This window comes from Agrobacterium sp. rho-8.1 (assembly GCF_033957725.1).
GTDB lineage: Bacteria > Pseudomonadota > Alphaproteobacteria > Rhizobiales > Rhizobiaceae > Agrobacterium.
Window position 1 is genome coordinate 888,611 of sequence record NZ_CP192788.1, and the last position, 26,105, is coordinate 914,715.

The following is a 26,105-nucleotide window of genomic DNA, read 5'->3' on the forward strand; positions in this document are numbered from 1 at the left end:
GTGACACCGTTTTAATCATGGAATGCGGCTGAAGCATGGACTGGCTCGCCGCTAGGAGTTTTGCATGTTCAAGGGATCCATTCCCGCCCTCATCACGCCGTTCACCGCTGAAGGTGCCGTGGACGAAACGGCGTTTGCCGCCCATGTAGAATGGCAGATTTCCGAAGGCAGCAGCGGCCTCGTCCCCGTGGGAACGACAGGGGAATCGCCAACTCTATCCCATGACGAGCACAAACGGGTTGTTGAACTGTGCGTGGAAACGGCGGCAAAACGGGTTCCCGTCATAGCGGGTGCCGGTTCCAACAACACCCGCGAAGCAATCGAACTTGCGCTTCATGCCCAAGAAGTGGGCGCGGATGCGCTGCTGGTCGTCACGCCCTATTATAACAAGCCGACACAAAAGGGTCTGTTTGCGCATTTTTCCGCTATCGCAGAGGCGGTCACGCTCCCGATCATCATCTACAATATCCCGCCCCGTTCCGTAATCGATATGTCTCCTGAAACCATGGGTGCTTTGGTGAAGGCGCATAAGAATATCGTCGGCGTGAAAGATGCGACCGGCAAGATCGATCGTGTGTCCGAGCAGCGTATCGCCTGCGGCAAGGACTTTGTCCAGCTGTCGGGTGAAGACGCAACCGCCCTTGGCTTCAACGCCCACGGTGGCGTCGGCTGCATCTCCGTTGCAGCCAATGTCGCACCACGTCTGTGCGCAGAGTTTCAGGCCGCCACCCTTGCTGGAAATTATGCGATGGCCCTGGAGTATCAGGATAAGCTGATGCCGCTGCATAAGGCGATCTTTATCGAGCCTGGTGTCTGCGGGACCAAATACGCGCTGTCGCGCACGCGAAACGGAAACCGAAGGGTGCGCTCCCCGTTGATGGATACGCTGGAACCGGCAACGCAAGCAGCGATCGATGCCGCGCTGAAACACGCCGGTCTCATCAACTGATGTCCATAAAGGTGCGCCCGCAATGGCGCATCTTCACTTTCGGCGTGTTTGTCCCTACATAGTGCGCAACCGCAGACAGTTTGCGGGTGAATGAAAACGGATTGAAAAATGGCCCCCAAAGGCAGTCAGCGTGTCGTGAACAAGATCGTTGCGGAAAACCGCAAGGCTCGCTTCAATTATGAAATCCTCGATACATACGAGGCAGGCATCGTGCTGACTGGCACAGAGGTCAAATCGTTGCGTGAGGGAAAGGCGAATATCGCCGAATCCTATGCGTCCGATGAGGGCAATGAGATCTGGCTGATCAACTCACATCTGCCGGAATACCTGCAGGCCAACCGCTTCAACCACGAGCCACGCCGCCGCCGCAAGCTGCTTTTGTCCAAGCGGGAAATCGGTCGCATGCGCGTGGGCATCAATCGTGAAGGTATGACGCTGGTCCCGTTGAAGATCTATTTCAACGACAAGGGTCGCGCAAAGCTGGAGCTTGCCCTGGCAAAGGGCAAGAAGCTGCACGACAAGCGGGAGACGGAGAAGGAGCGTGACTGGAACCGTCAGAAATCGCGTATCCTGAAGGGCAGTGTCAGCTAGGACGGCATCGTCCGAAGAGACGGTTTACTACTCGCCAAGTTCCATGACCAATGACAAGGGTGCGCGAAACGTCGCGATCAAGCCGCTGTTTGTAAAACGCTTGTCCACATCGCCGGTTCCAGCGATGCCCATGCGGATGAGGCGTGAGCCAAAACCTCTGCGGGCCGGCTCAAGGGCAGGCGGGCCGCCCTTTTCTTCCCATATCAGCGTCAGCACGGGCTTTTCGTCTTCCTGCGAAACGTCCCAGCTAATATCGACCACGCCTGTATCGGTGGAAAGCGAACCATATTTGACGGCGTTTGTTCCAAGCTCGTGCAGGAGCAAAGACAGAGACAGGCCAGCCTTCGGGCCAAGTGGCACTTCGGGTCCGGAAATCAGGACTTTCTCAGGGCCTGCATGAAGATGCATGACTTTGCGGATGACATCGCGCAGCCGGGCCGTGGACCATGATTGCTGTAAAAGGACGTCATGCGCTGAGCTGAGGGCGTGAAGCCGCCCGTTGAATGCCGCCACGGCGTCTTTCTCTGTGACGTTGCGCAGTGTTTGCGCGGCAATCGCTTGGACGATGGACAATGTATTCTTGAGGCGGTGGCTGAGTTCCTGATTGAGAATCTGCTGCTCGGACTCCGCATTCAGTCTGGCGATCGCGGCATAGGCTCTGTCGGCAACGCCCCAGGCGAAGTCGAGCTCCAGCTTGCTCCAGAAACGCGGCTTGGAGTCATGCGCAAAGAGAACGCCGACGAGGCTTCCCCTGTCTATGACGGGAACATTCACAAAGGAACGCACACCGATGGCCGCATAGGATGCCGCGTCATTGTCCAGCCAGTTTGCCGCGTTGATGTTCGGCACGGCCAGCGTGTCGCCCAGCTCAAGCCGTTCGACCGTCGCCGTGAAGTCGCTCAGCTTGTGGTGACCGGCAATGGACTGAACGCTGTTTGCCACCCAATTGTATTCTACGAGCAAGCTGCCCGTGCCGCTCTTGACCGTCGCATACCCGGCGCGATTGACAGCCAGGCCTTCTGAGAGAATTTCTGAGGCGATACGGGAGATGTCTTCGACCGTCTTGCCGACACGCAGACGGTCGCCCAGCGTCAAAAGCGCGGCAATGCGGGAATCCTTGCGCTTGGAATCGGTGACATCGATAATGATACCGATCATCTTTTCCGGCTTGCCAGCATCATCTTCGATGAACTGCGCGCGACGCGCCACCCAGCGCACCCGCTGGTCGTTGCCGCGCCTGATCCGGTATTCAATGCTGAGCGGCGCGGTGCTATCGCCCCGACTTGCCGCTTCGGATTCAATTTTCTTGTCCTCATCAATGATGAGGTTCTGAAAAACCGGCGCCGAATATTGGCGTTGCACAGGCACCCCGTAAATGCGACAGAACTCTTCCGAGACGATCATCTCGTTTGAGGCAATATCGACTTCGAATATCCCGATCCGACCCGCATCATGCGCTGCTTTTGAGCGTGCGTCATTGACGAGCAGTTCTTCGGCTTTGGCATCCGCCTTGCTGGCGCGCAGTCTTCGTTTTGCAGAAAGGCGTCGCTCCAGTGCCAGATCGTAGGACATGGCGTGGAGATTGCGGCGCAACTCCAGCAGCGACATGACCTGACGCGCGAGCGCTTGTAATCCTTTTTTTTGCGCGGACGACAATTCCTTGGCCTCATAGCCCAGAACGCACACGGTTCCGATTGGTAATTCGTCGTCGGATTTCAGCAGGGCGCCGGCGTAAAAGCGAATATGGGGTGCATCCGTCACAAGGGGATTGCAGTTGAAACGCGCGTCCTTGGTCGCATCGGGCACGACAAGAAAATCCTGTTCAAGGATTGCTTTGGCGCAAAACGACGTATCGACAGGTGTTTCCCGAACACCCATGCCGACTTCGGCTTTGAAAAACTGACGACCATCGCCAATGAGATTGACGACAGCGATGGGGGTATCGCACAGAGCCGCGGCCAGTTCTGCAATGTCGTCAAAGTCCTGTTCACGCGGTGTGTCGAGGACGTTGTAGCTCTCAAGCGCTGCCAAGCGACGCTGTTCTTCAGACGTAATAGCTTCCATGGACCTTTTTTATCTGCTGATCACGTTGCCGTGCCGGCAGAAAAGCAGCCGGACATGTCGCTCATTTGATACAAGAGTAGTGCCCATTACCATCATAAAAAGATGAAAAATCAAAATGTTTTCGAATGTTATTGAGAGATGATGGATTGGCAAACTGCGGAGAAGATAGACCGCCATTGAGCATGATATGGAACACTTCATCCAGCGGTGGTGAAACGGAACGACCACGATCCGCACAAACAAAAAGCGCGGGCATCATTTCGAATGCCCACGCCCGAAACTGAATTTTTCTGAAACCTAGTCGGCTGATTCGGTCACTTCTACAACTCGATGTGTCCGTTCGCTCGGATCGCGACCGATTTCCGCCTTCAGGGACAGCAAATCAATGAAGTGATCGGCCTGGCGACGCAAATCGTCGGCAATCATCGGTGGCTGTGTCGACATGGTCGAGATGACGGAGACCTTGCGACCACGACGTTGAAGCGCTTCCACCAGCGTGGTGAAATCCCCGTCGCCGGAAAACAGCACGAGATGATCCACCGTTTCAGACTGTTCCATGGCATCGACGGCAAGCTCGATATCCATATTGCCTTTGATCTTGCGGCGACCCATCGCGTCGGTAAATTCCTTCGCGGGCTTCGTCACGACCTTGTAGCCGTTATAATCCAGCCAATCGATCAGGGGGCGAATGGAAGAGTATTCCTGGTCCTCGATAAGCGCGGTGTAATAATACGCGCGCAGCAAATAGCCTCTTTTCTGGAAGGCTTTCAGAAGCTTGCGATAATCAATATCAAATCCAAGGCTCTTGGACGCAGCGTAAAGATTGGCCCCATCAATAAAAAGCGCGATTTTTTCGCGTGGGTCGAACATAAAATCAAATCCTTCCTGGCAACGGGCCGCCGATAACTCTCACAATAATTGCTTACCGAACAAACGCTAATGCAGTACATTATTATTGATTCATATAAGGCTCGTGGATCATACGTCCAGTCCCCTATATGAATTAAGTGTGATTTTTGCGCAATTGACTGAAATCGGCTGGATGTGCTTTTCAGGGTGGTTTTCAGGAAAAACTTGAAATCTGTACTCAATGCCTGTATCGGGACGGGTAATCCGCGACATTAAGACCGCAAAGGACAGGCAATGGCCCGTGTCACCGTAGAAGATTGCATCGATAAAGTAGACAACCGCTTCGAACTCGTCCTTCTGGCCAGCCATCGTGCGCGCCAGATTTCGCAAGGGTCGCAGATCACCATCGACCGCGACAACGACAAGAACCCTGTTGTTGCGCTGCGCGAAATCGCCGATGAAACATTGTCGCCTGACGACCTGAAGGAAGACCTCATCCATTCGCTGCAGAAGCATGTGGAAGTGGACGAGCCAGAGCCCGATCCAGTTTCGATCGCTGCGGCCGGTTCCTCAAGCGATGCAGAAGACGACGACGCGCCAGAGACGGTCAACTTCGACCAGATGACGGAAGAAGATCTTCTGGCCGGTATCGAAGGTCTTGTGCCGCCTGAAAAGAACGACGATTATTGATGTGTGGATGTGTGCCGGAAAAGTCTCCGGTTACGCTCTGTAAAGCTTTGTCGTCATAATCTGAACGTAGATTATGCAACAGTGTGCGCCGGTCTAACGATTGGCGCGCTTTCTTTTTCGGGGCATCCTATACATGATGCGACAGTACGAACTCGTCGAGCGAGTTCAAAAATACAAGCCTGACGCAAATGAGGCCTTGCTAAACAAGGCCTATGTCTATGCCATGCAAAAACATGGCCAGCAAAAACGCGCCAACGGCGATCCCTACATCTCGCATCCGCTGGAAGTGGCAGCCATCCTCACCGAGATGCATCTCGATGAGTCGACCATCGCTGTCGCGTTGCTGCATGACACCATCGAAGACACCAGTGCCACGCGTGCTGAAATCGACGATCTTTTCGGTGAAGACATTGGCCGTCTGGTCGAAGGGCTGACCAAGCTCAAGAAGCTCGATCTTGTTACCAAAAAGGCCAAACAGGCCGAAAACCTGCGCAAGCTTCTGCTGGCAATTTCCGATGATGTCCGTGTTCTCCTGGTCAAGCTGGCTGACCGCCTCCACAATATGCGCACCATGGAGCATATGCCGGAGGACAAGCGCAGCCGCATTTCCGAAGAAACGATGGAAATCTATGCACCGCTGGCCGGGCGCATGGGCATGCAGGACATGCGCGACGAGTTGGAAGACCTCTCGTTCCGCTACCTGAACCCGGAAGCCTTCGAGACAGTTACGAAGCGTCTTCTCGGTCTGGAAGAACAGAATCAGGGCCTCGTCAAGAAGATCGAAGACGAGTTGCGCGAGTTGCTTGTCGCCAATGGTGTCGAAGGCGCTTACGTCAAGGGACGCCAGAAGAAGCCGCATTCCGTGTTCCGCAAGATGCAGTCGAAGTCGCTTTCCTTCGAGCAACTCTCGGACGTCTACGGTTTCCGGATCCTCGTGCAGGATCTGCCCGCATGCTACCGCGCGCTGGGCATCGTACACACGCGCTGGCGCGTGGTGCCTGGCAGGTTCAAGGACTATATTTCGACACCGAAACAGAACGACTATCGCTCCATCCACACCACGATCGTCGGTCCGTCTCGTCAACGTATCGAGTTGCAAATCCGCACCAAGCGCATGCATGAGATCGCGGAATTCGGGATCGCGGCGCATTCGCTCTACAAGGATGGCGAAATCCGCGATGGCGACGTGCTATCGTCGGAATCCAATGCCTATTCCTGGCTGCGCCACACCATTGAGGCTTTGGCAGAGGGAGACAGCCCGGAAGAGTTTCTCGAGCATACCAAGCTCGAACTGTTTCAGGACCAGGTCTTCTGCTTTACGCCCAAGGGCAAGCTCATCGCGCTGCCACGCGGTGCGACACCGATCGATTTTGCCTATGCTGTCCACACCAATATCGGGGACACCACCGTTGGTGCCAAGATCAACGGCCGGATCATGCCGCTGGTGACGCGTCTGAACAATGGCGATGAAGTCGAGATCATTAGGTCCGGCGTGCAGGTTCCCCCTGCCGCATGGGAAGAGGTGGTCGTCACCGGGAAGGCGCGCTCCGCCATTCGTCGCGCCACTCGCATGGCCATTCGCAAGCAATATGCCGGTCTGGGCTACCGTATACTGGAGCGTACCTTCGAGCGTGCCGGGAAGCCGTTTTCGCGCGAAGGGCTGAAGCCCGTGCTCCACCGCTTGGCGCAGAAAGATGTGGAAGACGCGATTGCAGCCGTCGGCCGTGGCGAAGTCTCGTCACTTGATGTGCTGCGTGCCGTCTATCCCGATTATCAGGACGAACGCGTCACCGTGAAGATGACCGGCGACGATGGCTGGTTCAATATGCGCAGCGCCTCTGGCATGATCTTCAAGATACCGGGCAAGTCCCGCTCTGTGCTGGAGGACGATGGCGCCGCCGAGGTGATCGATGGTCCGGACCCGCTACCCATTCGCGGATTGTCGGACAATGTCGAAGTGCATTTCGGTGCGGCGGGTGCCGTTCCGGGAGACCGCATTGTCGGTATCATGGAAAAAGGCAAGGGTATCACCATCTACCCGATCCAGTCGCCGGCGTTGCAGCACTTCGATGACGAGCCGGAGCGCTGGATCGACGTGCGCTGGGATCTGGATGAAGCCAATAAGTCGCGGTTCATGGCGCGCATCATGATCAACGCGCTCAATGAGCCGGGGACGCTGGCATCCGTTGCGCAATCCATCGCGACGGTTGATGTGAACATTCGCGGGTTGAACATGGTGCGCATCGGCACTGACTTCTCCGAATTGGCCATAGACATAGAGGTCTGGGATTTGCGCCAGTTGAGCCAGTTGCTTTCGCAGCTGAAAGACCTGGATTGTGTTTCCACCGTCAAACGTGCCTTCGATTAAGGCAATATTGCTGTATTTATCATCACGGAGGCCGCCGTTATGCGTATAGCGCATAGCAGCGGCCTTGTCCTGTCTGTAGTCATTAAGCGTTTTCCGAACTATCTTCACATCAGAAATCAAGAGCAAGCATACGGCCCGCCGGACAGTATATGCAGTTGCAGGGCCGCTCTATCTCAAAAAGGAAACGAAGATGTTTGGACCAATTCGCAAGCTAGCCCGCGCCGTTCGTGGTAAGTCTGTTCAGGAACGTGAATTCGATTACTTGAGCGACTCCGTATCGCGTATCGACCTCGAATTCCGCCAGCGCGAAGTCGACCGCGGCATGTTCCGCCGTTAATGCAAAAATGCATACCGGCCATGCCGGTATAAGGTCTGTTCGGGCGCATTCGAAAATGCGCTCTTTGGACGCAAGCCGCGGTTTCGCACTTGGCGTGATCGAGACGATGCAATAGGTTCGCCAAATGCCGTTTCGTCGCCGTAAACCTGCTGGCCATCTCGAAAGACTGCGTGCCCTTCTGTGGCCGCGCATGGGTTTTCGCCGTTCGCTTCGTTATTTGAAGCTGAAGCTCGTGCGGCTGTCGGCGTCCCCATACTCCGTGGCGGCGGGTGTGGCAGTGGGCGTGGCAGTCGCATGGACGCCATTTCTCGGTATTCACATCCTGATTGCAATGGCGCTCGCTTTCGTGCTGAGGGCAAACCTCGTCGCAGCTGCGCTCGGAACGACGTTCGCCAATCCCCTGACATTCCCGCTGATCTGGGCCTCGACCTGGGAGCTCGGTCATCTGCTTCTCGGGCGCAGCGACCAGAACGTCTCGTCTCACGTTGATTTCTCGCAGATTTTCAGTCACATGAATTTTCTTCAGCTGTGGCAACCGGTTCTGGAACCGATGACCGTCGGTGCGCTGATTCCCGCTGCTTTGTCGGCTGTGGTTGCCTATGTCAGCGTCTACATGGTCATTCGCGGCTTTAGAACGCGCAAGGATCAGATGCTTGTGCAGCACATCGCCGATGCCGCCGCGCGCAAATCCGATGTCAATCTCGCAACAGGAACGACCGAATGATCATCGGCATGGGCAGCGACCTCATCGATATCAGGCGCATCGAGACGTCCATCACGCGTTTTGGCGATCGCTTCACCCATCGCTGTTTTACGGATGTCGAGCAGAAAAAGTCCGATGGCCGCAAGAACCGGGCAGCGTCCTACGCCAAAAGGTTTGCTGCCAAGGAGGCCTGCTCCAAGGCTTTGGGAACGGGGCTGGCACAGGGTGTATTCTGGAGAGACATGGGTGTCGTCAACCTGCCGAGCGGCAAGCCGACGATGAAGCTGACCAATGGCGCGGCAGAGCATCTCGCCAAGCTTTTGCCCGCCGGACATGATGCCGTCATCCACCTCACCATCACCGACGAGTTTCCCTATGCTCAGGCGTTTGTGATCATCGAGGCCGTCGCGGTAACCAAATAACCGCAAATTCCGATGCCAGACCCGTTTAGACCTGCTACAGGCCATGGAAACGCTTCCCTTTGCCCATGAAAGGTTCTAGAGAAGTCCGTCGAAATCGAAGAACGAGCAGGCAGGTCTCTAAGTGTCCGAACAAGCTGAAAAGAAGCAAAGCGCCCTATGGGAAAACGTCAAGGTCATCGTCCAGGCGTTGCTCCTGGCAATGGTCATCCGCACGGTGCTTTTCCAGCCTTTTACCATTCCGTCCGGGTCCATGATGCCGACGCTTCTGGTGGGTGACTACCTGTTCGTCAACAAGTTCTCCTATGGCTATTCGAAGTACTCGCTGCCGTTTTCTCCCGATCTCTTCTCCGGCCGTATCCTTCAGTTCAGCGAGCCCAAGCGTGGCGACGTCGTCGTGTTCCGCCTGCCGCCCAACCCCGAAGTCGATTACATCAAGCGCCTTGTGGGCCTGCCGGGCGATCGTATTCAGGTGACGAACGGCGTGCTTCTCATCAACGGCAATCCCGTTCCAAAGCAGCCGGATGGCGTCTTTACATCGGATTATCGTGCCGATCCGGGCGCAAATGTTCCTGTCTTCCGCGAAACGCTGGATAACGGTGTCACCTTCGACACGCTTGACCAGTCGCCGGACTCCCGTGGTGACAACACACGCGAGTTCATCGTACCCGAAGGCCATTATTTCATGATGGGCGACAACCGCGATAATTCGCTGGATAGCCGCTTTGACGTCGGTTTCGTTCCGGCTGAAAACCTCATTGGTCGCGCCAGCGTCATCTTCTTCTCGCTCGGCAACGACACACCGTTCAGCCGCGTCTGGGATTGGCCCGCCAACATGCGTTGGGACCGCCTGCTCAAGGTTGTTCGATGAGCAAGGTGAAGTCGCTTTCGGCAGACGAAATCGGCCGGCTGGAAGCCCTGATAGGATATGAATTCAAGGAAAAGGCCCGGCTCGACCGGGCCTTGACCCATGCAAGCGCCAGTGCTGGAAAAACCGGTAATTATGAACGCCTGGAGTTTCTGGGTGACCGCGTGCTGGGGCTTTGCGTCGCGGAATTGCTGTTTACAACCTTTCGCACAGCGACCGAGGGTGAGCTGTCAGTGCGTCTGAACCAGCTGGTCAGTGCCGAATCCTGCGCCGCCATTGCCGATGAAATGGGCCTGCATCTGTTCATTCGCACCGGTGCCGACGTCAAGAAACTGACTGGCAAGGCGATGTTGAACGTGCGCGCCGATGTGGTGGAAAGCCTGATTGCAGCCATCTACATCGATGGTGGGCTGGAAGCAGGCCGCAGCTTCATTCTGAAATACTGGAACGAGCGCGCAACCCGCGTAGATGCCGGACGCCGGGATGCCAAGACCGAACTGCAGGAGTGGGCGCACGCGAAATTTGCGACGACCCCGCATTACAGGATTGACGACCGCACCGGACCGGACCACGATCCAAGCTTCACGGTGACGGTGGAAGTGCCCGGCGTTGCGCCGGAAACGGGCGTTGATCGCTCCAAGCGGGCCGCCGAACAGGTGGCCGCGACGAAATTATTGGAACGCGAAGGCGTTTGGCAGAAATCCTCTGCCGCAAATTGATTGGATACCCCATGACCGAACATGAGATTGACGCAACGCCGTCAGAAGAAACAGTTGAGACCAGACCGACTCATTCCGGCTTTGTCGCGTTGATCGGCCCGACAAACGCGGGCAAATCGACGCTGGTCAACCACCTCGTGGGCGCCAAGGTTTCGATCGTCAGCCACAAGGTGCAGACAACGCGTGCCGTGATGCGCGGTATCGCGATTCACAACAACGCGCAGATCGTCTTCATGGACACGCCCGGCATCTTCAAACCGCGTCGCAGGCTGGACCGCGCTATGGTCACCTCCGCATGGGGTGGCGCCAAGGACGCCGATATCATTCTTCTGTTGATCGACAGCGAGCGTGGCCTCAAAGGCGACGCACAGACGATTCTCGAAGGTCTGAAGGATGTGAAGCAGACCAAGATTCTCTGCCTGAACAAGATCGACCAGGTTCAGCGTGAGGATTTGCTGAAGCTGGCGTCTGCCGCAAACGAGATCGTCAATTTCGACCGCACCTTCATGATTTCCGCCACCAATGGTTCCGGTTGCGACGATCTGATGAATTACCTGTCGGATGAGCTGCCGCAGGGTCCATGGTATTACCCTGAAGACCAGATTTCGGATTTGCCGATGCGCCAGCTCGCTGCCGAAATAACCCGCGAAAAGCTGTTTCTGCGCCTGCATCAGGAGCTCCCTTATGCGTCGCACGTGGAGACGGAAAAGTGGGAAGAGCGTAAGGATGGCTCGGTTCGTATCGAGCAGGTCATCTATGTCGAGCGTGACAGCCAGAAGAAGATCGCTCTCGGCAAAAACGGTGATGCCATCAAGGCCATCTCGTCATCCTCGCGCAAGGAACTGTCGGCAATTCTCGAACAGACGGTGCATCTCTTCCTGTTTGTGAAGGTGCGCGAGAACTGGGGCGACGACCCGGAGCGGTTCCGTGAAATGGGTCTGGAGTTTCCAAGGCACTGATGATCTGCGACGGTACCGATAACGGTTGCCGAGTGAATGCTCTGAAAGCCTTATCGTTTCTGTTGTTTATGGATCATCATGTCGCCCAGGAAGCCAAACGGAATGTCGACCACGCCTTGCGAGCAATGTCCCTTGCGTGGCCTCAAATATTTTCGAGATTTCTCTGCCCCCGAACTGGATTTCGTGTCCCGCTTCAAAACGGGTGAGCTTTCCGTGGAGCCGGGCGCGATCGTGCTGATGGAAGGCTCTCACAGCGCGCATCTCTATACGATTCTGCAAGGCTGGGGCTTTCGCTACAAAACGCTGGAAGACGGTCGCCGCCAGATCCTCAACTATCTGATGCCCGGAGATCTCGTTGGCTTGCAGGGGACGGTGATGGGCGAGATGCAGCACTCCGTCGAGGCGCTGTCTCCCATCACCCTTTGCGTTTTCGAACGCGGCCGATTGGATAGCCTGTTTTCAGATCACCCGTCGCTTGCCTATGACATTACCTGGATTGCCGCCAGTGAAGAGCGCATGCTCGACAACCACCTTCTCAGCATCGGACGACGCACTGCGTTGGAACGAGCCGCTTATCTTCTGGCATTCCTTTACAATAAGGCGGTCAGGGTCGGGCTTCTGGAAAAGAACGGGCCTATTCCGGTGACGCAGCAGCACGTGGCCGATACGTTGGGATTGTCTATCGTTCACACCAACAAGACGTTGCGCAAGCTTGCAGATCGCGAATTGATTCGCTGGACGGACAAGGGTTGCATCGTGCTGGATGACGCGGGTTTGGCGCAAACCGCCGGTTGGGAAGCCGATTCGCGCAATGCCAGACCGTTCATTTAGAAATTCCTGATGTAATCTCAGGCCAATTTGATATGTCTTTTTTAAATGACGCGGCAGAGGCGATCTGCGATGTCATAGGAATTGGTTCTGTGAATGTTCACGGATTTTTTTGATGCTGTGTTATTGTTTGCAGCCGGAGAAAGATAAAAAATGTTGCCTCAACGGGTTCTCATCGTAGAGGACGAATATCTGGTTGCCATGGACGTTGAAACGTCTCTTCAGGCCATGGGCGTTAACACCATTGATATTGCTACGACTTTGTATCAGGCCAAGGAGTCGCTTCTGCAGGCTCGGCCTGACTGTGTCCTTCTGGATGTCAGCCTTTCGGATGGTATGAGCTACGAACTGGCTCGCCACTTGAGAGAGCACTCGATTCCCTTCGGCTTCGTCAGCGGCTACGGCGATACCAGCGGCTTCCCGCCTGACTTTGCCGATTCCCACCTTCTCGATAAGCCGTTTGGTGAGGTCGAGCTGAAAACATTCGTCACACGCATCATGAGCGTGTGAAACCCAAGCGCTTTTGCGCCGGATAGGCTATAACGGCGCTTTGTACCGGCGGATCGAGCAAACCATCCATGCAGTGGCAGGACGACGCGATTATTCTGGGTGTAAAGCGCCACGGGGAGACCAGCGTCGTCGCCGAGCTTATGACGCGCACCCGGGGCCGGCATCTGGGCCTCGTCCGTTCGGGCCGCTCCCGCAGCATGCAGCCGGTTCTTCAGCCTGGGAACCGCGTTGACGTCATCTGGCGCGCGCGGCTGCATGATCATCTGGGTGAATACCGGATCGAACCGCTGCAATTGCGCGCTGCGCAATTGATGGAAACAGCGACCGCTGTGTACGGCGTCCAGGCTATGGCGGCTCTGCTGCGTCTGTTACCGGAACGGGATCCGCATCCACATCTGTTCGAAGCGTTGGATGTGATCCTCGATAATCTCTCCGATCCCGCCGACGCGGGAGAACTGTTCGTCCGATTCGAGTTGGCCGTGCTCAACGATCTCGGTTTCGGGCTCGATCTCGAAGAATGCGCAGCGACTGGTCTTCGTAACGACCTGATCTATGTTTCTCCGAAGACGGGCAGGGCGGTATCGCGAGGCGCCGGTGCGCCCTATGCCACGCGCATGCTGGCGTTGCCTGAATTCCTGAGCAAGCAAAACTCGAAGGCGGCAAATAGCGAAAGCCTCGCAGCGGCTTTCCGCTTGACCGGACATTTCCTGCACAGGCACGTCTACGAGCCGCGAGGCCTCAACGAAAATGCCACCCGCGACGGTTTCGTGCAGGCGGCTTTGAAGGCTTTGGACAAAGCGGGCTGATAACTTACGCGACTGCAGGCCGGATGACGGCCCGCTCTTCTATCGGCCAATGCACGACAGCCGCAAACAGACCCATGACAACGCCCAGCCACCAGACCAGATCGTAGGAACCCAGCTTGTCGTAAAGAAAGCCGCCCAGCCATACGCCAAGGAAAGAGCCGATCTGGTGCGACAGGAACACCACGCCACCCAGCATGCCGAGATGGCGCGTGCCGAACATGATAGCGATAAGGCCATTCGTCGGCGGCACCGTGGACAGCCAGAGAATTCCCATGACGGCAGCAAAAATGATGACCGACGTGGGTGATTGCGGCAGCAACAGGAACGCCGTGACGGCAATCGAGCGGCCGATATAGATGTAGGCAAGGAGATAGGGTTTGGAATATCGCTGGGCGATATAGCCTGCGGCGAGAGAACCGGCGATATTGAAAAAGCCGATCAACGCCATGGCAATGACGGCGTAACGCGGCGCGATGCCGATGTCTCCGAGATAAGCGGGAAAATGAGCGGTGATGAAAGCCACCTGAAACCCGCAGACGAGAAAACCGGTGGCGAGAAGCAGATAGCTCTTGTGACCGAGCGCCTCTTTCAAAGCCTGGCTCGCCGTCTGCTGAAACTGCGCCTGGGACTGCGTACCGGACGAGGAGTTGCCGCGCAGCGGCCATGCCAGAAGCGGCACGATCAGCATCATGGCGCCCAACCAGACGAGACTGTCGGACCATCCATAGGCGGTAATCAATCCCTGACTGATCGGCGCAAAGACGAACATGCCCGCCGAGCCTGCGGCGGTGCCGATGCCAAACGCCATGCTGCGCTGTTCCGGCGTGACGTGACGGGCAAAGGCAGACAGGATAACGCTGAACGAGCCTGCTGCAATACCAAGCCCGACGAGAACACCGCCACCGAGATGCAGCCACAAGGGTGACGTGCCGATCGACATGCAGACAAGGCCCGCAGCATAGATCAAACCGGAGAGTACCAGCACCCGGCCAGTCCCGTATTTGTCAGCCAGCGCACCGAAAAACGGCTGCCCAAGTCCCCAGAACAGGTTTTGCAGCGCCATTGCAAAACCGAAGGTAGACCGGTCCCAACCCGTATCGGCCAGCATCGGAAGTTGGAAGAAACCCATGGCCGAACGTGGCCCGAAGGTCAAAACCGCAATCAGCGAGCCAGCTGTGATGATGAGCCACGGCATGGGATTGGCGATAGGCGAGCGCATAGTGGTTGGCATGATTTTTCCCCGGCGATTTCGACACATTAACGCCGGCGCCTTCCCTTCGCCAACGACTTTTCTTGACTGGTGCATCAGTGCAGCTGATGTTTGTGGGGCGAGATGTGGATGTACCCCTCGAACGCGACCGCTTCAGCGTTTTTTCAATGCCCATGTCTCGGCGCGTTCATCAACGATTTTCGCAACATCACCCACGGCAATGGATCCTTGCCCGCGCGGGGTCAGGTTCCAGCCGAACAGGACACCAGGGACACGACGGTCTGCTGACATGCGAATGCGACCCATGGCTTTCATCGGGGAGGGCGCTTCACGCGACCCGGTTTGCTGATCCTGCGTAGTAATGATGCAGCGGGTGCAGGGCTTGACGAAATCGAAGCGGATGCCGTTGATCTCGATGGCCGTCCAACGGTCTTCTGCCCAAGCCTGATCGGTATCGAGGACGATGTTGGGACGAAAGCGCTCCATGCCGACGCGACCTTCGCCGTGTGCTTCCATGTCATCATTGAGGGCGGCAAGGGATGCAGTGGTGGTCAGAAGGATCTGATATCCATCCGCAAAGGTGACAGGCGTCTCGTTACCGGTCCAGTCGAGACTGGCACTGCGCTCGGATTGATCGTCGAAGAACACCAGCCTGACATCCCGGCCAAGCCAGCCCGAGAGCGCTGTATTGGCATCATCATCAGCAACAGCCGCATTGACCACCGATTTCCAGACCGTCACGTTCATGCGGCTGTGCCATGGTTTGGCGATGATCTGCCCTGTTCCCGCGATGGAAAGGAGATAGCCGTCCTCTTTTGCTTCGACAGAGAGAGTGGCGATCGCGGGCATTTCGCGCTGGGTGATGAAATGGCCGGAGGGATCGACCAGCATCAGGCGACGGTCACCGGGCAATCCATGGGCAGTGATAGAGCTTACGGAAAGCGAGAGGCCACGGGCACTTTTCAGCGGGTAGATATTGAGTTCGGTGATGCGCATGTAAGCCTCAAATCTCGTCCAGAAACAGGTCGAGCACCTGTTGCAGCCGTTCGTGCCGCTGTTTGGCGATCTGGCGTCCAGTCTCAGTCTGGAAACCGTCTGCCAGCTTGAACAGCTTGTTTTCGAAATGGTCGATTGCAAAGCGCCGGTCATCCAGCGGGCGATGCTTTGCCAACGGGTCTTCGGGGTCGTAGAGAGCGGAACCCATGCGTCCGGCAATGTAGAAACAGCGCGCCGCACCCACCATGCCGATGGCATCCAGCCGGTCCGCATCCTGAAGGATTTTGGCCTCCAGCGTTTCGGGAGCGATATTGGCTGAAAAACTGTGCGTCAGGATGGCGTGAGACACGGCACCTATATCTGCCTCATCCCAGCCAATGGTGCGCAAAATACCACATGCCTTTTCCGCCGCAAGCCGTGAGGCTTGCGCGCGCAGTGGCGAGTTTTTCTCTACGGCAACACAATCATGAAGAAGCACGCTCGCCGCGAGAACCATGCCGCTGCCGCCCTCTTGGTCATGGATGCGCATGGCATTGCGAAACACGCGATGGATATGCGCCAGATCATGCGATCCATCATCACCTTCGGCAGCGTGTGGCATCAGCGTTTCAGCCATTTCCTCGAACGGTGCGAAAGCCTGCGCCTGCATGTGATTCCCCCAGTTTGAACGCTTGCTATCTAAAGAGGAGAGAAGGCAGGCGCAATCACGCCTGCGCTTCCTCCGGCTTCGACCGCGACGTCAGTATCTTCTGGTAGAAGAGGCCGATGCCGATCAGCACCACGCCAAGACCGATGAAGGACAGGGCCCGCAACACGCCTTCAAGGTTGCTCATATCGATGAGGAACGCCTTGGCGACGGCCAGCAACACCAGCGCGGCTGAGGCGAGGCGCAGGCTCTTGGCGTCGAAGCGGGAGCCGAGGACGAGCAGCAGCACACCGATGGCGAGCCAGGCGACCGAATAGGTATATGTCTCACCCTGAAGGAAGCCTTTCCAGTCGGCGATATTTTCACCCTGCCAGAAGCGGCGAACCGAAAGCGTGGCCCATGCGAAACCAAGCGCCGCGCCGGACAAGGCAAGCAGCGTGACGTAGAGGGCTGGACGCTTCCCGCGCGCATACCAGGTCAGTCCAGCATAGGCGAAGGCTGGAAGCAGATATCCGATCAGCAGCAGGTTGAAGAACGGCCACGGACCAGTGCTTTCGCCGGTAATGTAAGGGTTGAGGCGGTAAAAATGCGCAAACAGCACGTTGAACATGGCAGCGACGCCCGCCACCATCGAGCCATACCGGAAGACGGGGCTTGGGCTTTTCAGATCCAGCGTCATCAGCACCCCGGACATGCCGATGGTCAACAGCGTATAGATCGACTGTTCCCCCAGCGTCGGTGTCGCTGTGTTCAACACGCCACCATTCATGGCATGGCGCAAGAGAATGGCGATGGCGAGAAGCGCCATAAGGCTGGCAATCGCTTGCAGGAAGTTCTTGACCCGCGTTCCCGGCCAGTTCCGTAACAGCCATGCAGATGCAATGGCCAGCAAGGCCGGTATGCCGTAACCGGGCAACAGCGCGTTGAAGACCGGTGTCGTGCCAAGGTTCTGCGGACCGACGATGGTGGGTTCCCAGGCGATGCGGCCGAGCACGAAGAGGCACGCAAGGGCCATGGTCCACGGCAAGGCCGCCCACGAGATGCGCTGCGCGGCAAGCACATAGGTAAAGCCGATGATGGGGATGAGAAGGGTGGTGGCGAGACCTGATGTCAGCGTATGAACGGTAAAGGAAAATGCTAGGAAGGAACCGATGACCATGACATTCACGGGTGCGGTAAATGCATCATCTCGTCTCCGGTCAAGCCGGTAGGCTCCTCCCAGCAGCACGATTGCAATCGACAGACCATAGGCGGCATGCAGCCAGTCACGGGTGAGGTTGCCGTATTCCACGAAGCTTATGATGCCAAGACCCAGCGGAACCACGCTGCCGATGAAAGCCCAAAGAATGCCGAAGGAGGGGTCTCGGGACGTCTTGCTCCGGATTGCCTGCCATGAAAACAGCAGAAAAATGATACCCATGATCCGGGTGACAGGTCCCTGCATCGCATCGTTGATGCCGATAGCGGAAAGCGTTGTGCTGCCTTCAGTCAGCGACGGCAGGTAGTTGACACCGAAGCCTGCCAGAAGATTGGCGCAACCAAGTGCCGCCAGCGAAGCAAAGATGGCGGGCCAGACGGCATGGTTGCGTCCGGCGCCGATGGCCGCCAGACCCAGAACGAGCACCGCCATGGCAAAGGCTGGGTGGATCGTGATGCCGGTTTCGATGACGGAGAAGGCAAGCGCCGGCAGCACGATGGCGAGCGACAGCGTGACGCCAAGGCTTGTCGGTTGACGTCCCAGCAATTCGGTCACAACAGCCCGATACCGATCTGAACGGGAAGGATTCAAGGGGGGGCCGTAAAAGGTCGTCTTGTGCTGCTCGCCGGAATATGCGCCGGGCCATATCCAGATCGAACCGGCAATCATGGCGATCAGGCTGGCGATGATGGGTTCCGCCTCGATGAGCGGCGCAAACACCATGTAACCGATGGCCCACAAGCCCAAGCCGGCATTGGCAAGGGCCGGAACGACATGCCAGTGCTGTTGGCGCGATGCTATTGCAGTTGCAAGCCATGAAGCCGTGAGAAAACTGAACAGCGCCCAGATATTCGGAGTTTCGGTCGAGATCAGGAGCGGCGTGACCATCGAACCGAGAAGGCCAAGACCGGCCAGCGCTTGTCCATGCAACATGGATAGGGCAATGGTGCCAAAACCGACAAGCGCAAGCGCGGCGAATGCTGTGGTCGGGCCGATATAGTCGTAGATTCCATAGGCGGCAAAGATCACGCCGAACAGCGTCAGCGACGCCGCAGCCGTCAGGATGCCGGGAACCATCGCGTTGGAATAGGCTGCGGCGATACCGGGAACGGCCTTGCGGCGAATGGCTTCACCTGCGACTGCGAGCAGAAGACCGAAAATACCGGCCATGGCCAGTCGCACGGCGGGGCTCAGCAAGCCGCTTTCGATGGAGTATTTGACGAGGAAAATACCGCCGAGTGCCAGTGCAAGGCCGCCGGCCCAGACGGCCCAACGTGCACCGAGCTGGCTCTCGAAACTCTCTTTCTGGCCTGTGAAAGCAGGCGGAAGCGTGAAGGTTTCCGCTGTGTCCTTCGGTACGGTCTCATCTGCCGCAGCCTGTGCAGCAATGGCAGTTTGGTCTTCCGCTGGCTCTGGCGAAGCGTCAACCGCGGTCGCTGCGGTGATCAAATCTTCATCGACCGGCAAGGCCTGCTCTTGCGCAGGTTCGGAAACGATGAACCCGCCTGCCGCAACGTGCGCTTTCAACGCTTTCAGCTCCGCCTCGACAACCTCAAGCCGTCTGGAGTTTTTGATGCTGGCATTGAGCGTGTAGAAGAATGCAACGATGTAGCCGATGATGAGAAGCAACAGGAACGCGGTCATAAGAACCCCAAATATGATCCTGTTTTTTAAGCCTTTTTGGAATGATTAAGCAAGTCTGGCTGTGGACAACGCGTTGACCCATCGTTTGGCCAGTTCCAAGTCTTCCATTCCCAGTTCGTGGCCATGGGGCAGAAGCGTCAACTGTACCTCCGCACCGTTGTCCACCAGATGCTGCTTGAGCGCATCGGCGCGTTCGCGGTGTCGATCCGTTTCCCCGGCTGCCAGCGTAAAGCGTCTCCCTGAGAGGTCAGCGAGCGGCCAGTGCTCCAGCACAGGCATGGGGCGAAAGAGGAGGGCATCCCTGGCAGAATTTGGGTAAAGCGCGCAAACGACGGCAATGAAATTGGCGCCGTTGGAATGGCCGATAAAGCTCAGTTGATCCGGATCGATATCGTAGGCGCGGATGGCTTCCTCCAGAAAGGTGGCGAAGGCTTCCGCTTCGAAGGCGATGTCCTTTTCGTCGAAACGCAGATCGGAAAAGCGCCTGAACCAGCGGGCGATGTCTTCTTCGGTGCTGCGCCCGCGCACGCCGAGCAGCGTGGCACGTGGATTGGCCGTGTGGGCCAGCGACATCAGGCTGGTTTCGCTGCCTCCGGAGCCATGAAGCAGGATGATCGTGCTGCCATCCGGTTCTGCCGGTGTGTAAAAGCGGTGCACAAAGGGCAGATCGCGGTAGATGATGCGCTCTTCACCCGGCAGCGAAAATTGCGGCAAGGCCACGCGTACATCCTCTTCATCCCGCATGAACAATGGCGGTATGAAAAGCTTTTCTCCCAATGTATCTTCTGGCTCATCCACCGTCATGCCGGGGGCATCCGTCGCCATTTCGATCAGAACGTCACCCGGTTCGCGGACGTAGAGCGACGAAAAATATTTGCGATCATGCGCGTTGGTGGGTGAGGAGTTGAGCGACTTCAGCCCCTGCAAGGTGTCATTCAAGGCGTCCATGTCCGCGGCGCGGAACGCGATGTGATCCACCGTGCCGGTACCGGGTGCGCTGGACCAGAATCCGGTCGCATCCCGCACGTCGATAATATCACCCGAGGCGGACACGGTGCGGCGGATGGAGCCGTGTTGGCGGACCCTGCTGTAACCGAAATGCCGCGCCAGAAAGCTTTCGGTTTCCTCCGGCACTTCACTCAGCACGGTCGCGCCACGAATGCGGCGAATCGCGTGTTCGGGGGAAATGCCGGGCGCTTCATGCGGAACCGCCTCTGCAAAGGCTTGGGTGCCGACGAGTTTCAGGATAATGCCATCAGGATCCTTCAGGCGGATGACGGGTTCGCCGAACTCCTCCATCGGACCTTCGGTGCGAATACCTGCAGACAGCGCGCGGGTCAGCCAAAAACCAATGCTGGCGGGATCGATGGCCAGGGATACGTCCAGAGTTTGGCCATAACCGACACGGCCTTGCCCGCCGTCCTCCCAAACGAGGAATGTCAGCAAAGATCCGGGCGATGCGGCGTGATCTCCGTAAAACAGATGAAGCTGCATCGCGTCTTCAAAACCGGCCGTTCGTTTCACCAGCCGCAGACCTAAAAAGCCGACATAAAAATCCACATTGGCCTGCACCTTGCGGGTAATCATCGTGATGTGGTGAATGCCACCTGGAGATGTCATGAATGCTTCCTCTGTCGCTTGGTCGCCCTATCTTCGTCGGCAGTCAAGATTTGGCAATGGCGCTGATCGAAGACGATGCGTTCATTTTGTGAACAATCGTGTGACAGGCCTCGATCATGCCCGTGAAATATGCGGTTGCACGTGGCAAGGATAAAAAGTGATTATAATTTAACCGATATAAAATTTGAGCAAAATATGTGCGATTTGTACTTGCTATCGTAGTTCAAATTGGCTTTTATGTTTTCCAACGGGATAAAAAATCTCCAGAGGGAAAAATCAGAATGTTGACGCGAAGGCTGTTTTCAAAAACGGCGGCTTTGGCCGCTATTGCTTTGTCTGCAATGACAACAGCACCACTGCCAGCCTTCGCGGAAACACCCGTAAAATTCACGCTTGACTGGAAATTCGAAGGTCCGTCCGCCGGTTTCCTGCTGGCCTTGGACAAGGGATACTTCAAGGCTGAAGGTCTCGATGTCACCATCGATAGCGGCAATGGATCCGTCGAGGCGATACCGCGTGTGGCGACAGGCGCCTACCAGATGGGTTTCGGCGACATCAATTCCGTCATGAAGTTTCTAGACGAGGACCCGACCCAGAAGGTGAAGGCCGTCTACATGGTCTATGAGCGCCCGACCTTTGCGGTTGTTGGCCGCAAGTCCCTTGGCGTGACGACCGATCCGAAATCGCTCGAAGGCAAAAAGCTCGGCGCGCCGCCGCCCGATGGTGCCTTTGCGCAGTGGAAGGCGTTCAAGCAGGTTGCCAAGATCGACGATAGCAAGATCGATATCCAGTCCATCGGCTTTCCGGTGCGCGAACCCATGCTGGCGAAGGGTGAGGTGGACGCCGTTTTCGGCTTTGCGTTTTCCGTCATTTTGAACCTCAAGGCGCAGGGCATCGCGGATGACGATATCGCCACGATCCTCATGGCTGAACACGGCTTGAATCTGTATGGCAACGCCGTGCTGGTAAACACTGATTTTGCGAAGGAAAACCCTGCTGCCGTGAAGGGTTTCCTGAAGGCTTTGGCAAAAGGTTTTGCCGATTCGGTCAAGAACCCCGAAGAGGGTGTGGCAGCGGTGTTGAAGCGCAACGAGATACTCGACAGCGATATCGAGTTGCAGCGCCTCACCATGGCCAACGCCATGAACATCAAGACGCCCTACGTCGTGGCAAATGGCATGGGCGGTGTCGATCCGGCGCGTCTGGCAGCCTCCATGGAAACGCTGAAAGTTTCCGTCGGCCTCAAAGGCAATGTGAAGGCAGAACAGGTTTTCGACGCAAGCTATCTGCCGCCGAAGGAAGAGCGCTTGCTGCCTTGATCGCGCATGACGCTTTCACGCCGCACAGGCGTTACCGAAGGATGCTGGCTTAGGGCCGGTATGACGGGAAATAAGGTCGCCTGACGAGCAGGGGCGACTGCGACATTCAGAGTCAGGAACAAGCATGCCCCATCTGGTTGAAATCGACGGCGTCGACATGCGCTATGGCGGTGCGTCAGGCACGCTTGCCGTTTCAGGTCTCGATCTCAAGGTCAAAAAAGGCCAATTCGCCGCCGTTGTCGGCCCGTCCGGTTGCGGTAAATCGACCTTGATGAAGCTCGTCACGGGCCTGCATATTCCGCAGAAGGGCAATGTCATCGTGGCCAACAAGCAGGTCACGGAGCCGGTATCGATCGTGGGGATGGCGTTTCAGAACCCCACCATGCTGCCATGGCGCACCACGCTTGAAAACATCCTTCTGCCATTGGAAATCGTTGAGAAACATCGCCACCGGCTGCGTGCGCACAAGGCGGAATATGTCGCCAAGGCAGAACGCCTGCTGGAAATCGTCGGGCTGAAGGGGTTCGGCTCCAAATTTCCGTGGCAACTGTCCGGCGGCATGCAGCAGCGCGCCAATCTATGCCGCGCCTTGATCCACGAGCCCGATCTCTTGATGCTGGACGAGCCTTTCGGCGCGCTGGATGCCTTCACCCGTGAGGAATTGTGGTGCGTCATCCGCGATCTCCACGCCGCCAAACGCGTGACGATCGTTCTCGTTACCCATGACCTGCGCGAGGCGACGTTTCTCGCCGACAAGATCTTCGTGATGAGCGCTCGTCCGGGCAGGATCCTGGCCGAGCACAAGGTCCCCTTCGCCCGTCCGCGCCAACTTGATCTGATGTATGAGAAAAGCTTCAATGACATGGTCCAGCAACTGCACGGCGAGATCGCAAAGGCGAGGATCGCTGCATGAGCGCGGTTTTTGAAAACACGGCAACCAAGCCGCCCCGCCTGCCGCTGGTGGCCCGCATCAATTGGGTCAAGGCTGCCCCCTGGCTCTACACGCTTGTCCTTTTCCTGTCGTGGGAACTGCTGGTTTACGCATTGAAAATGCCGCAAACGATCCTTCCGTCGCCGATCCGTGTCGGCCAGGCTATCGTGCAGTATTGGTCGCCGATCTGGAAAAATTCGCTGCAAACGCTTTATACGACCACGCTCGGCTTTGCCCTGGCGGTGGTTGCGGGATTGGGGATCGGTCTCTTCATCGGTTGGTCGAAAACCATCTATGCCGGACTTTATCCACTGATGATCGGGTTCAACGCGGTTCCCAAAGTCGCACTCGTCCCCATTCTCGTCATCTGGTTCGGCATCGGCACGGTGCCTGCGGTGCTGACCGCTTTCCTGATTTCTTTCTTTCCGATCGTCGTCAATGTCGCCACCGGTCTTGCCACCATCGAGCCGGAAACGGAGGACGTCTTGCGGGCACTCGGCGCCAAGAAAATGGACATCATGCTGAAAGTCGGCATTCCCCGCTCGATGCCCTATTTCTTTGGCTCGCTCAAAATCGCCATCACACTGGCCTTCGTCGGTTCCGTCGTCTCCGAAACCGTCGCCTCGAACTATGGCCTCGGCAATATGATGAGCTCGGCCCAAAGTCAGTTCAACGTCCCCCTGGTCTTTGCCGGATTGCTCATGCTCGCCGTCGAAGGCATTGCGATGTACGCGGTGATGGCCTGGATCGAGCGACGCATGACAGGCTGGGCGCATCGGTCAACAATGGGCCAGTAAGCTCAGGGAAAAAAGGCTGGTTCTCATCAGCCTATTTTATAATGAAGATTATTCCGCAGGCTGTTCGCTCACTTTCATATCCCGCTCGTCGAATGCCCGCTTCAAGGCTTTCGTCATATCGCGCGTGGTCGCAAACCAGTTTTCACTGCGTGCCCAGTAGCGTAGCTTCACTGTCGCGCTATCGTTGCTGACGGCATCGATGAACGTGGTCGGGGCAGGGTCCAGGAGGACACGGCTTTCGGCGCGCGCGACGTCCATCAGCATCGCCTGGGCATCCGTGGTGCTTTCGCCTCTGGGCACGGTGACGCTGAGTTCGTGGCGACGGGACGGGAAGCGGCTGTAATTGGTGATCGGCACATTCCAGAGCGTGGCGTTGGGCGCAAGGCGATAAAGGCCTTCGCTCGTCTTCAATTCCGTGGCGAACAGGCCGATTTCAACTACCGTACCCGAAACAGAGCTCGTCTCGATATATTCACCCACACGAAACGGACGCAGCACCAAAAGCATGATTCCGGCCGCAATATTCTGAAGCGTGCCCTGGAGCGCAAGGCCCACGGCAAGACCGGCAGCGCCGAGTGCCGCGAGGATGGACGCTGTCTGAACACCGAACTGGCCGAGCACCATGACCAGCACGAGAATGATAACGATGTAGCGAACCGCGCCTGAAAAGAAACGCGCCAGCGTTTCATCGAAGCCGCGAATGCGTGAAAGACCTTCATAAGACCAGCGCTGCAAGAGCATGGCTGCAATCCAGCCGACGATGAGCAACAGAAGCGCACCGACGATCGAGAAGGAGTATTGAACCATCAACGCGCTGGCCTGTCGAAGTGCCGCCTGAGAAGCAACGATGAGATCGGTAGCCTGCTGGTCCATAAAACTGCCCTTGTTCAAATTATGCCAAATATCGTCTATTTCGTAACGAGCGACAAAGAGGTGAGTTCCGGTTTTTGTGGAATCAGGCAAAAAGCGGAAGAACGAAGGGCATGTTGCCGTCCGTATCGGCACCGCGTCCAATCCGTTTTATGGCGGCGGTCAGAGCGCCACCTCGACCCAACAATCGATCCCCGATTTCAATGATCCGCGCGTTGGGCGTCGCATAGGGAGACACGCTACGAAGTCGTGCGGCCAGCGTCGCATCGTCTTGCTCCGGCTGGACGGTCAGCGCGACGATAATGGCTGCGGCGGGAGAGCGGGAAACGCCCATCCAGCAATGGATCAGCAGCGGGGCCGATTGATCCCAACTGCGGGCAAACTCGATCAGTTGCTGAATGTGGGCGTCATCCGGTGCAATCAGCTTGTCGGTGCCTTTGAAGGTAATGTCGTTCATTTGCAGCGACAGATGGCGGTCGGCGGAAATGATGGCGGGCCGGTGAAACGCCTGCTCCTTTGCGATCAGCGTCACCATTTCGCGTGACCTGTGGCGTACGGCCATCTCTGCGATGCGCGCCAGCGGAGAAACGACGATGGAACTCATGCCTTGCCCTTTCGAAGCAATTCGATCGCCTCGAAGCGTGAGACGAATCGGCTTTGGGCTTCGATTGCTGGCACAGGCTCGATGTCGATCATGTCTTTGGTGATGCCCCGTGGCAGGCCGAAGAATTTCTGCGCTTCACCCAGGGAAAATCCGGCCAGTTCCGTCGCCTCGAAGAAGGCCGCCACGGTATCTGCTTTCTTGATCCGCCCCTTCAGATCGGCGCTGGCGTGCGGCGGAAGTCCAAATCTCAGGTGCACGGCGGCCTCCAGGCGTTTTTCAACGATTTTATAGCCGCCGCCCACCACGGATTTGAACGGAGAGATCATGTCGCCGATGACATATTCAGGGCCATCATGCAGCAGCGCCATCAACATCTCATCCGGTGTGGCAGATGGGTTCATAAGATGAAAGATGGTTTCAACGATCAGGCTGTGCTGGGCAACGGAAAAGGCATGGTCACCCCGGGTCTGACCGTTCCACCGTGCCACACGCGCAAGGCCGTGCGCAATATCGGCGAGCTCGATGTCGAGCGGTGAAGGATCCAGCAGATCAAGCCGTCTGCCGGATAGCATGCGTTGCCATGCGCGGGGTGTTTTCGAGATCGCCACGT

General features: G+C 57.0%; 27 protein-coding genes. 16 read left to right on the top strand and 11 right to left on the bottom strand.

Going from position 1 to position 26,105, the window contains the following annotated elements; genetic code table 11:
• Positions 1-64 precede the first annotated feature (64 nt).
• A complete protein-coding gene (gene dapA / locus RMR21_RS04440) occupies positions 65-949 on the top strand; it encodes a 4-hydroxy-tetrahydrodipicolinate synthase (RefSeq protein ID WP_498669508.1) in 885 nt (294 codons plus the stop codon).
• Between the two features lie 108 nt (positions 950-1,057).
• The gene (smpB, locus tag RMR21_RS04445; protein ID WP_174152528.1) at positions 1,058-1,540 is read left to right on the top strand and encodes an SsrA-binding protein SmpB; all 483 of its coding nucleotides are present in this window, start codon (positions 1,058-1,060) and stop codon (positions 1,538-1,540) included.
• A 27-nt stretch (positions 1,541-1,567) separates the two neighbouring features.
• Here the strand turns inward: smpB and RMR21_RS04450 are convergent, their stop codons facing one another.
• The 3 genes from RMR21_RS04450 to RMR21_RS04460 all read right to left on the bottom strand — a co-directional run bounded on the left by RMR21_RS04450 (position 1,568) and on the right by RMR21_RS04460 (position 4,474).
• Entirely contained in the window at positions 1,568-3,604 is a 2,037-nt protein-coding gene (locus tag RMR21_RS04450; RefSeq protein WP_498669509.1) for an HWE histidine kinase domain-containing protein, read from the bottom strand.
• Between the two features lie 61 nt (positions 3,605-3,665).
• Positions 3,666-3,863: a hypothetical protein gene (locus RMR21_RS04455; RefSeq protein WP_498669510.1), complete on the bottom strand. Its 198-nt coding sequence runs from the start codon at positions 3,861-3,863 to the stop codon at positions 3,666-3,668.
• A gap of 38 nt (positions 3,864-3,901) precedes the next feature.
• Positions 3,902-4,474: a LabA-like NYN domain-containing protein gene (locus RMR21_RS04460; protein WP_498669511.1), complete on the bottom strand. Its 573-nt coding sequence runs from the start codon at positions 4,472-4,474 to the stop codon at positions 3,902-3,904.
• A gap of 273 nt (positions 4,475-4,747) precedes the next feature.
• On the opposite strand from RMR21_RS04460, the gene rpoZ reads away from it, so the two are divergent.
• The 11 genes from rpoZ to recO all read left to right on the top strand — a co-directional run bounded on the left by rpoZ (position 4,748) and on the right by recO (position 13,660).
• Entirely contained in the window at positions 4,748-5,143 is a 396-nt protein-coding gene (gene rpoZ, locus RMR21_RS04465; protein WP_045231783.1) for a DNA-directed RNA polymerase subunit omega, read from the top strand.
• Between the two features lie 133 nt (positions 5,144-5,276).
• On the top strand, positions 5,277-7,511 hold the full coding sequence (locus RMR21_RS04470; protein WP_498669512.1) for a RelA/SpoT family protein: 2,235 nt from the start codon (positions 5,277-5,279) through the stop codon (positions 7,509-7,511).
• Positions 7,512-7,701: 190 nt separating this feature from the next.
• Positions 7,702-7,848, top strand: a complete 147-nt coding sequence (locus RMR21_RS04475) for a DUF3563 domain-containing protein (RefSeq protein WP_174152532.1) — start codon at positions 7,702-7,704, stop codon at positions 7,846-7,848.
• Between the two features lie 124 nt (positions 7,849-7,972).
• A complete protein-coding gene (locus RMR21_RS04480) occupies positions 7,973-8,572 on the top strand; it encodes a DUF2062 domain-containing protein (RefSeq protein ID WP_498669513.1) in 600 nt (199 codons plus the stop codon).
• The gene (gene acpS, locus RMR21_RS04485; RefSeq protein WP_498669514.1) at positions 8,569-8,973 is read left to right on the top strand and encodes a holo-ACP synthase; all 405 of its coding nucleotides are present in this window, start codon (positions 8,569-8,571) and stop codon (positions 8,971-8,973) included. The genes RMR21_RS04480 and acpS overlap by 4 nt, the downstream gene beginning before the upstream one ends.
• Before the next feature lie 121 nt (positions 8,974-9,094).
• Complete coding sequence (gene lepB, locus RMR21_RS04490) at positions 9,095-9,841, top strand: signal peptidase I (RefSeq protein WP_498669515.1); 747 nt, start codon at positions 9,095-9,097, stop codon at positions 9,839-9,841.
• Positions 9,838-10,557 carry a ribonuclease III gene (gene rnc, locus RMR21_RS04495; RefSeq protein ID WP_498669516.1) on the top strand — a complete coding sequence of 240 codons (720 nt, stop codon included), beginning with the start codon at positions 9,838-9,840 and terminating at the stop codon, positions 10,555-10,557. Before lepB ends, rnc begins: the two co-directional genes overlap by 4 nt.
• Positions 10,558-10,568: 11 nt before the next feature.
• On the top strand, positions 10,569-11,516 hold the full coding sequence (era, locus tag RMR21_RS04500) for a GTPase Era (protein ID WP_498669517.1): 948 nt from the start codon (positions 10,569-10,571) through the stop codon (positions 11,514-11,516).
• A 78-nt stretch (positions 11,517-11,594) separates the two neighbouring features.
• Positions 11,595-12,347: a Crp/Fnr family transcriptional regulator gene (locus RMR21_RS04505; protein ID WP_498669518.1), complete on the top strand. Its 753-nt coding sequence runs from the start codon at positions 11,595-11,597 to the stop codon at positions 12,345-12,347.
• A 150-nt stretch (positions 12,348-12,497) separates the two neighbouring features.
• Positions 12,498-12,854, top strand: coding sequence for a response regulator (locus RMR21_RS04510; RefSeq protein WP_498669519.1), 357 nt, complete (start codon positions 12,498-12,500; stop codon positions 12,852-12,854).
• 68 nt (positions 12,855-12,922) lie between these two features.
• Positions 12,923-13,660, top strand: coding sequence for a DNA repair protein RecO (gene recO / locus RMR21_RS04515; protein ID WP_498669520.1), 738 nt, complete (start codon positions 12,923-12,925; stop codon positions 13,658-13,660).
• A 4-nt stretch (positions 13,661-13,664) separates the two neighbouring features.
• Here recO and RMR21_RS04520 read toward each other — a convergent pair whose 3' ends face one another.
• From RMR21_RS04520 to RMR21_RS04540, 5 genes are all read right to left on the bottom strand, one after another.
• On the bottom strand, positions 13,665-14,891 hold the full coding sequence (locus RMR21_RS04520) for an MFS transporter (protein WP_498669521.1): 1,227 nt from the start codon (positions 14,889-14,891) through the stop codon (positions 13,665-13,667).
• A gap of 132 nt (positions 14,892-15,023) precedes the next feature.
• Positions 15,024-15,866 carry an MOSC domain-containing protein gene (locus RMR21_RS04525; protein ID WP_498669522.1) on the bottom strand — a complete coding sequence of 281 codons (843 nt, stop codon included), beginning with the start codon at positions 15,864-15,866 and terminating at the stop codon, positions 15,024-15,026.
• Between the two features lie 7 nt (positions 15,867-15,873).
• The gene (locus tag RMR21_RS04530; protein WP_498669523.1) at positions 15,874-16,515 is read right to left on the bottom strand and encodes an HD domain-containing protein; all 642 of its coding nucleotides are present in this window, start codon (positions 16,513-16,515) and stop codon (positions 15,874-15,876) included.
• A gap of 55 nt (positions 16,516-16,570) precedes the next feature.
• Positions 16,571-19,354, bottom strand: coding sequence for a DUF2339 domain-containing protein (locus tag RMR21_RS04535; RefSeq protein ID WP_498669524.1), 2,784 nt, complete (start codon positions 19,352-19,354; stop codon positions 16,571-16,573).
• A 45-nt stretch (positions 19,355-19,399) separates the two neighbouring features.
• The gene (locus RMR21_RS04540) at positions 19,400-20,974 is read right to left on the bottom strand and encodes a VOC family protein (protein WP_498669525.1); all 1,575 of its coding nucleotides are present in this window, start codon (positions 20,972-20,974) and stop codon (positions 19,400-19,402) included.
• 281 nt (positions 20,975-21,255) lie between these two features.
• Between RMR21_RS04540 and RMR21_RS04545 the strand changes: the two genes are divergently transcribed.
• The 3 genes from RMR21_RS04545 to RMR21_RS04555 all read left to right on the top strand — a co-directional run bounded on the left by RMR21_RS04545 (position 21,256) and on the right by RMR21_RS04555 (position 24,021).
• Positions 21,256-22,293: an ABC transporter substrate-binding protein gene (locus RMR21_RS04545; protein ID WP_498669526.1), complete on the top strand. Its 1,038-nt coding sequence runs from the start codon at positions 21,256-21,258 to the stop codon at positions 22,291-22,293.
• A 124-nt stretch (positions 22,294-22,417) separates the two neighbouring features.
• Entirely contained in the window at positions 22,418-23,206 is a 789-nt protein-coding gene (locus RMR21_RS04550; protein ID WP_498669527.1) for an ABC transporter ATP-binding protein, read from the top strand.
• Positions 23,203-24,021 carry an ABC transporter permease gene (locus RMR21_RS04555; RefSeq protein WP_498669528.1) on the top strand — a complete coding sequence of 273 codons (819 nt, stop codon included), beginning with the start codon at positions 23,203-23,205 and terminating at the stop codon, positions 24,019-24,021. Before RMR21_RS04550 ends, RMR21_RS04555 begins: the two co-directional genes overlap by 4 nt.
• Positions 24,022-24,069: 48 nt before the next feature.
• On the opposite strand, the gene RMR21_RS04560 is transcribed toward RMR21_RS04555, so the two are convergent.
• The 3 genes from RMR21_RS04560 to RMR21_RS04570 form a co-directional block, all read right to left on the bottom strand.
• Positions 24,070-24,894, bottom strand: coding sequence for a mechanosensitive ion channel family protein (locus RMR21_RS04560; RefSeq protein WP_498669529.1), 825 nt, complete (start codon positions 24,892-24,894; stop codon positions 24,070-24,072).
• 82 nt (positions 24,895-24,976) lie between these two features.
• The gene (locus tag RMR21_RS04565) at positions 24,977-25,495 is read right to left on the bottom strand and encodes a tyrosine phosphatase family protein (protein WP_498669530.1); all 519 of its coding nucleotides are present in this window, start codon (positions 25,493-25,495) and stop codon (positions 24,977-24,979) included.
• The gene (locus tag RMR21_RS04570) at positions 25,492-26,103 is read right to left on the bottom strand and encodes a hydrolase (protein WP_498669531.1); all 612 of its coding nucleotides are present in this window, start codon (positions 26,101-26,103) and stop codon (positions 25,492-25,494) included. The genes RMR21_RS04565 and RMR21_RS04570 overlap by 4 nt, the downstream gene beginning before the upstream one ends.
• Positions 26,104-26,105 lie beyond the last annotated feature (2 nt).

Coding starts and splice junctions, on each gene's coding strand:
- RMR21_RS04540 (WP_498669525.1), bottom strand. CDS start 20,974: ATGACATCTCCAGGTGGCATTCACCACATCACGATGATTACCCGCAAG.
- dapA (WP_498669508.1), top strand. CDS start 65: ATGTTCAAGGGATCCATTCCCGCCCTCATCACGCCGTTCACCGCTGAA.
- era (WP_498669517.1), top strand. CDS start 10,569: ATGACCGAACATGAGATTGACGCAACGCCGTCAGAAGAAACAGTTGAG.
- RMR21_RS04480 (WP_498669513.1), top strand. CDS start 7,973: ATGCCGTTTCGTCGCCGTAAACCTGCTGGCCATCTCGAAAGACTGCGT.
- RMR21_RS04510 (WP_498669519.1), top strand. CDS start 12,498: ATGTTGCCTCAACGGGTTCTCATCGTAGAGGACGAATATCTGGTTGCC.
- RMR21_RS04525 (WP_498669522.1), bottom strand. CDS start 15,866: ATGCGCATCACCGAACTCAATATCTACCCGCTGAAAAGTGCCCGTGGC.
- smpB (WP_174152528.1), top strand. CDS start 1,058: ATGGCCCCCAAAGGCAGTCAGCGTGTCGTGAACAAGATCGTTGCGGAA.
- RMR21_RS04550 (WP_498669527.1), top strand. CDS start 22,418: ATGCCCCATCTGGTTGAAATCGACGGCGTCGACATGCGCTATGGCGGT.
- rnc (WP_498669516.1), top strand. CDS start 9,838: ATGAGCAAGGTGAAGTCGCTTTCGGCAGACGAAATCGGCCGGCTGGAA.
- RMR21_RS04535 (WP_498669524.1), bottom strand. CDS start 19,354: ATGACCGCGTTCCTGTTGCTTCTCATCATCGGCTACATCGTTGCATTC.
- RMR21_RS04530 (WP_498669523.1), bottom strand. CDS start 16,515: ATGCAGGCGCAGGCTTTCGCACCGTTCGAGGAAATGGCTGAAACGCTG.
- RMR21_RS04460 (WP_498669511.1), bottom strand. CDS start 4,474: ATGTTCGACCCACGCGAAAAAATCGCGCTTTTTATTGATGGGGCCAAT.
- RMR21_RS04555 (WP_498669528.1), top strand. CDS start 23,203: ATGAGCGCGGTTTTTGAAAACACGGCAACCAAGCCGCCCCGCCTGCCG.
- RMR21_RS04520 (WP_498669521.1), bottom strand. CDS start 14,891: ATGCCAACCACTATGCGCTCGCCTATCGCCAATCCCATGCCGTGGCTC.
- RMR21_RS04455 (WP_498669510.1), bottom strand. CDS start 3,863: ATGATGCCCGCGCTTTTTGTTTGTGCGGATCGTGGTCGTTCCGTTTCA.
- RMR21_RS04450 (WP_498669509.1), bottom strand. CDS start 3,604: ATGGAAGCTATTACGTCTGAAGAACAGCGTCGCTTGGCAGCGCTTGAG.
- RMR21_RS04560 (WP_498669529.1), bottom strand. CDS start 24,894: ATGGACCAGCAGGCTACCGATCTCATCGTTGCTTCTCAGGCGGCACTT.
- RMR21_RS04505 (WP_498669518.1), top strand. CDS start 11,595: ATGTCGCCCAGGAAGCCAAACGGAATGTCGACCACGCCTTGCGAGCAA.
- recO (WP_498669520.1), top strand. CDS start 12,923: ATGCAGTGGCAGGACGACGCGATTATTCTGGGTGTAAAGCGCCACGGG.
- RMR21_RS04565 (WP_498669530.1), bottom strand. CDS start 25,495: ATGAGTTCCATCGTCGTTTCTCCGCTGGCGCGCATCGCAGAGATGGCC.
- RMR21_RS04545 (WP_498669526.1), top strand. CDS start 21,256: ATGTTGACGCGAAGGCTGTTTTCAAAAACGGCGGCTTTGGCCGCTATT.
- RMR21_RS04470 (WP_498669512.1), top strand. CDS start 5,277: ATGATGCGACAGTACGAACTCGTCGAGCGAGTTCAAAAATACAAGCCT.
- acpS (WP_498669514.1), top strand. CDS start 8,569: ATGATCATCGGCATGGGCAGCGACCTCATCGATATCAGGCGCATCGAG.
- RMR21_RS04475 (WP_174152532.1), top strand. CDS start 7,702: ATGTTTGGACCAATTCGCAAGCTAGCCCGCGCCGTTCGTGGTAAGTCT.
- rpoZ (WP_045231783.1), top strand. CDS start 4,748: ATGGCCCGTGTCACCGTAGAAGATTGCATCGATAAAGTAGACAACCGC.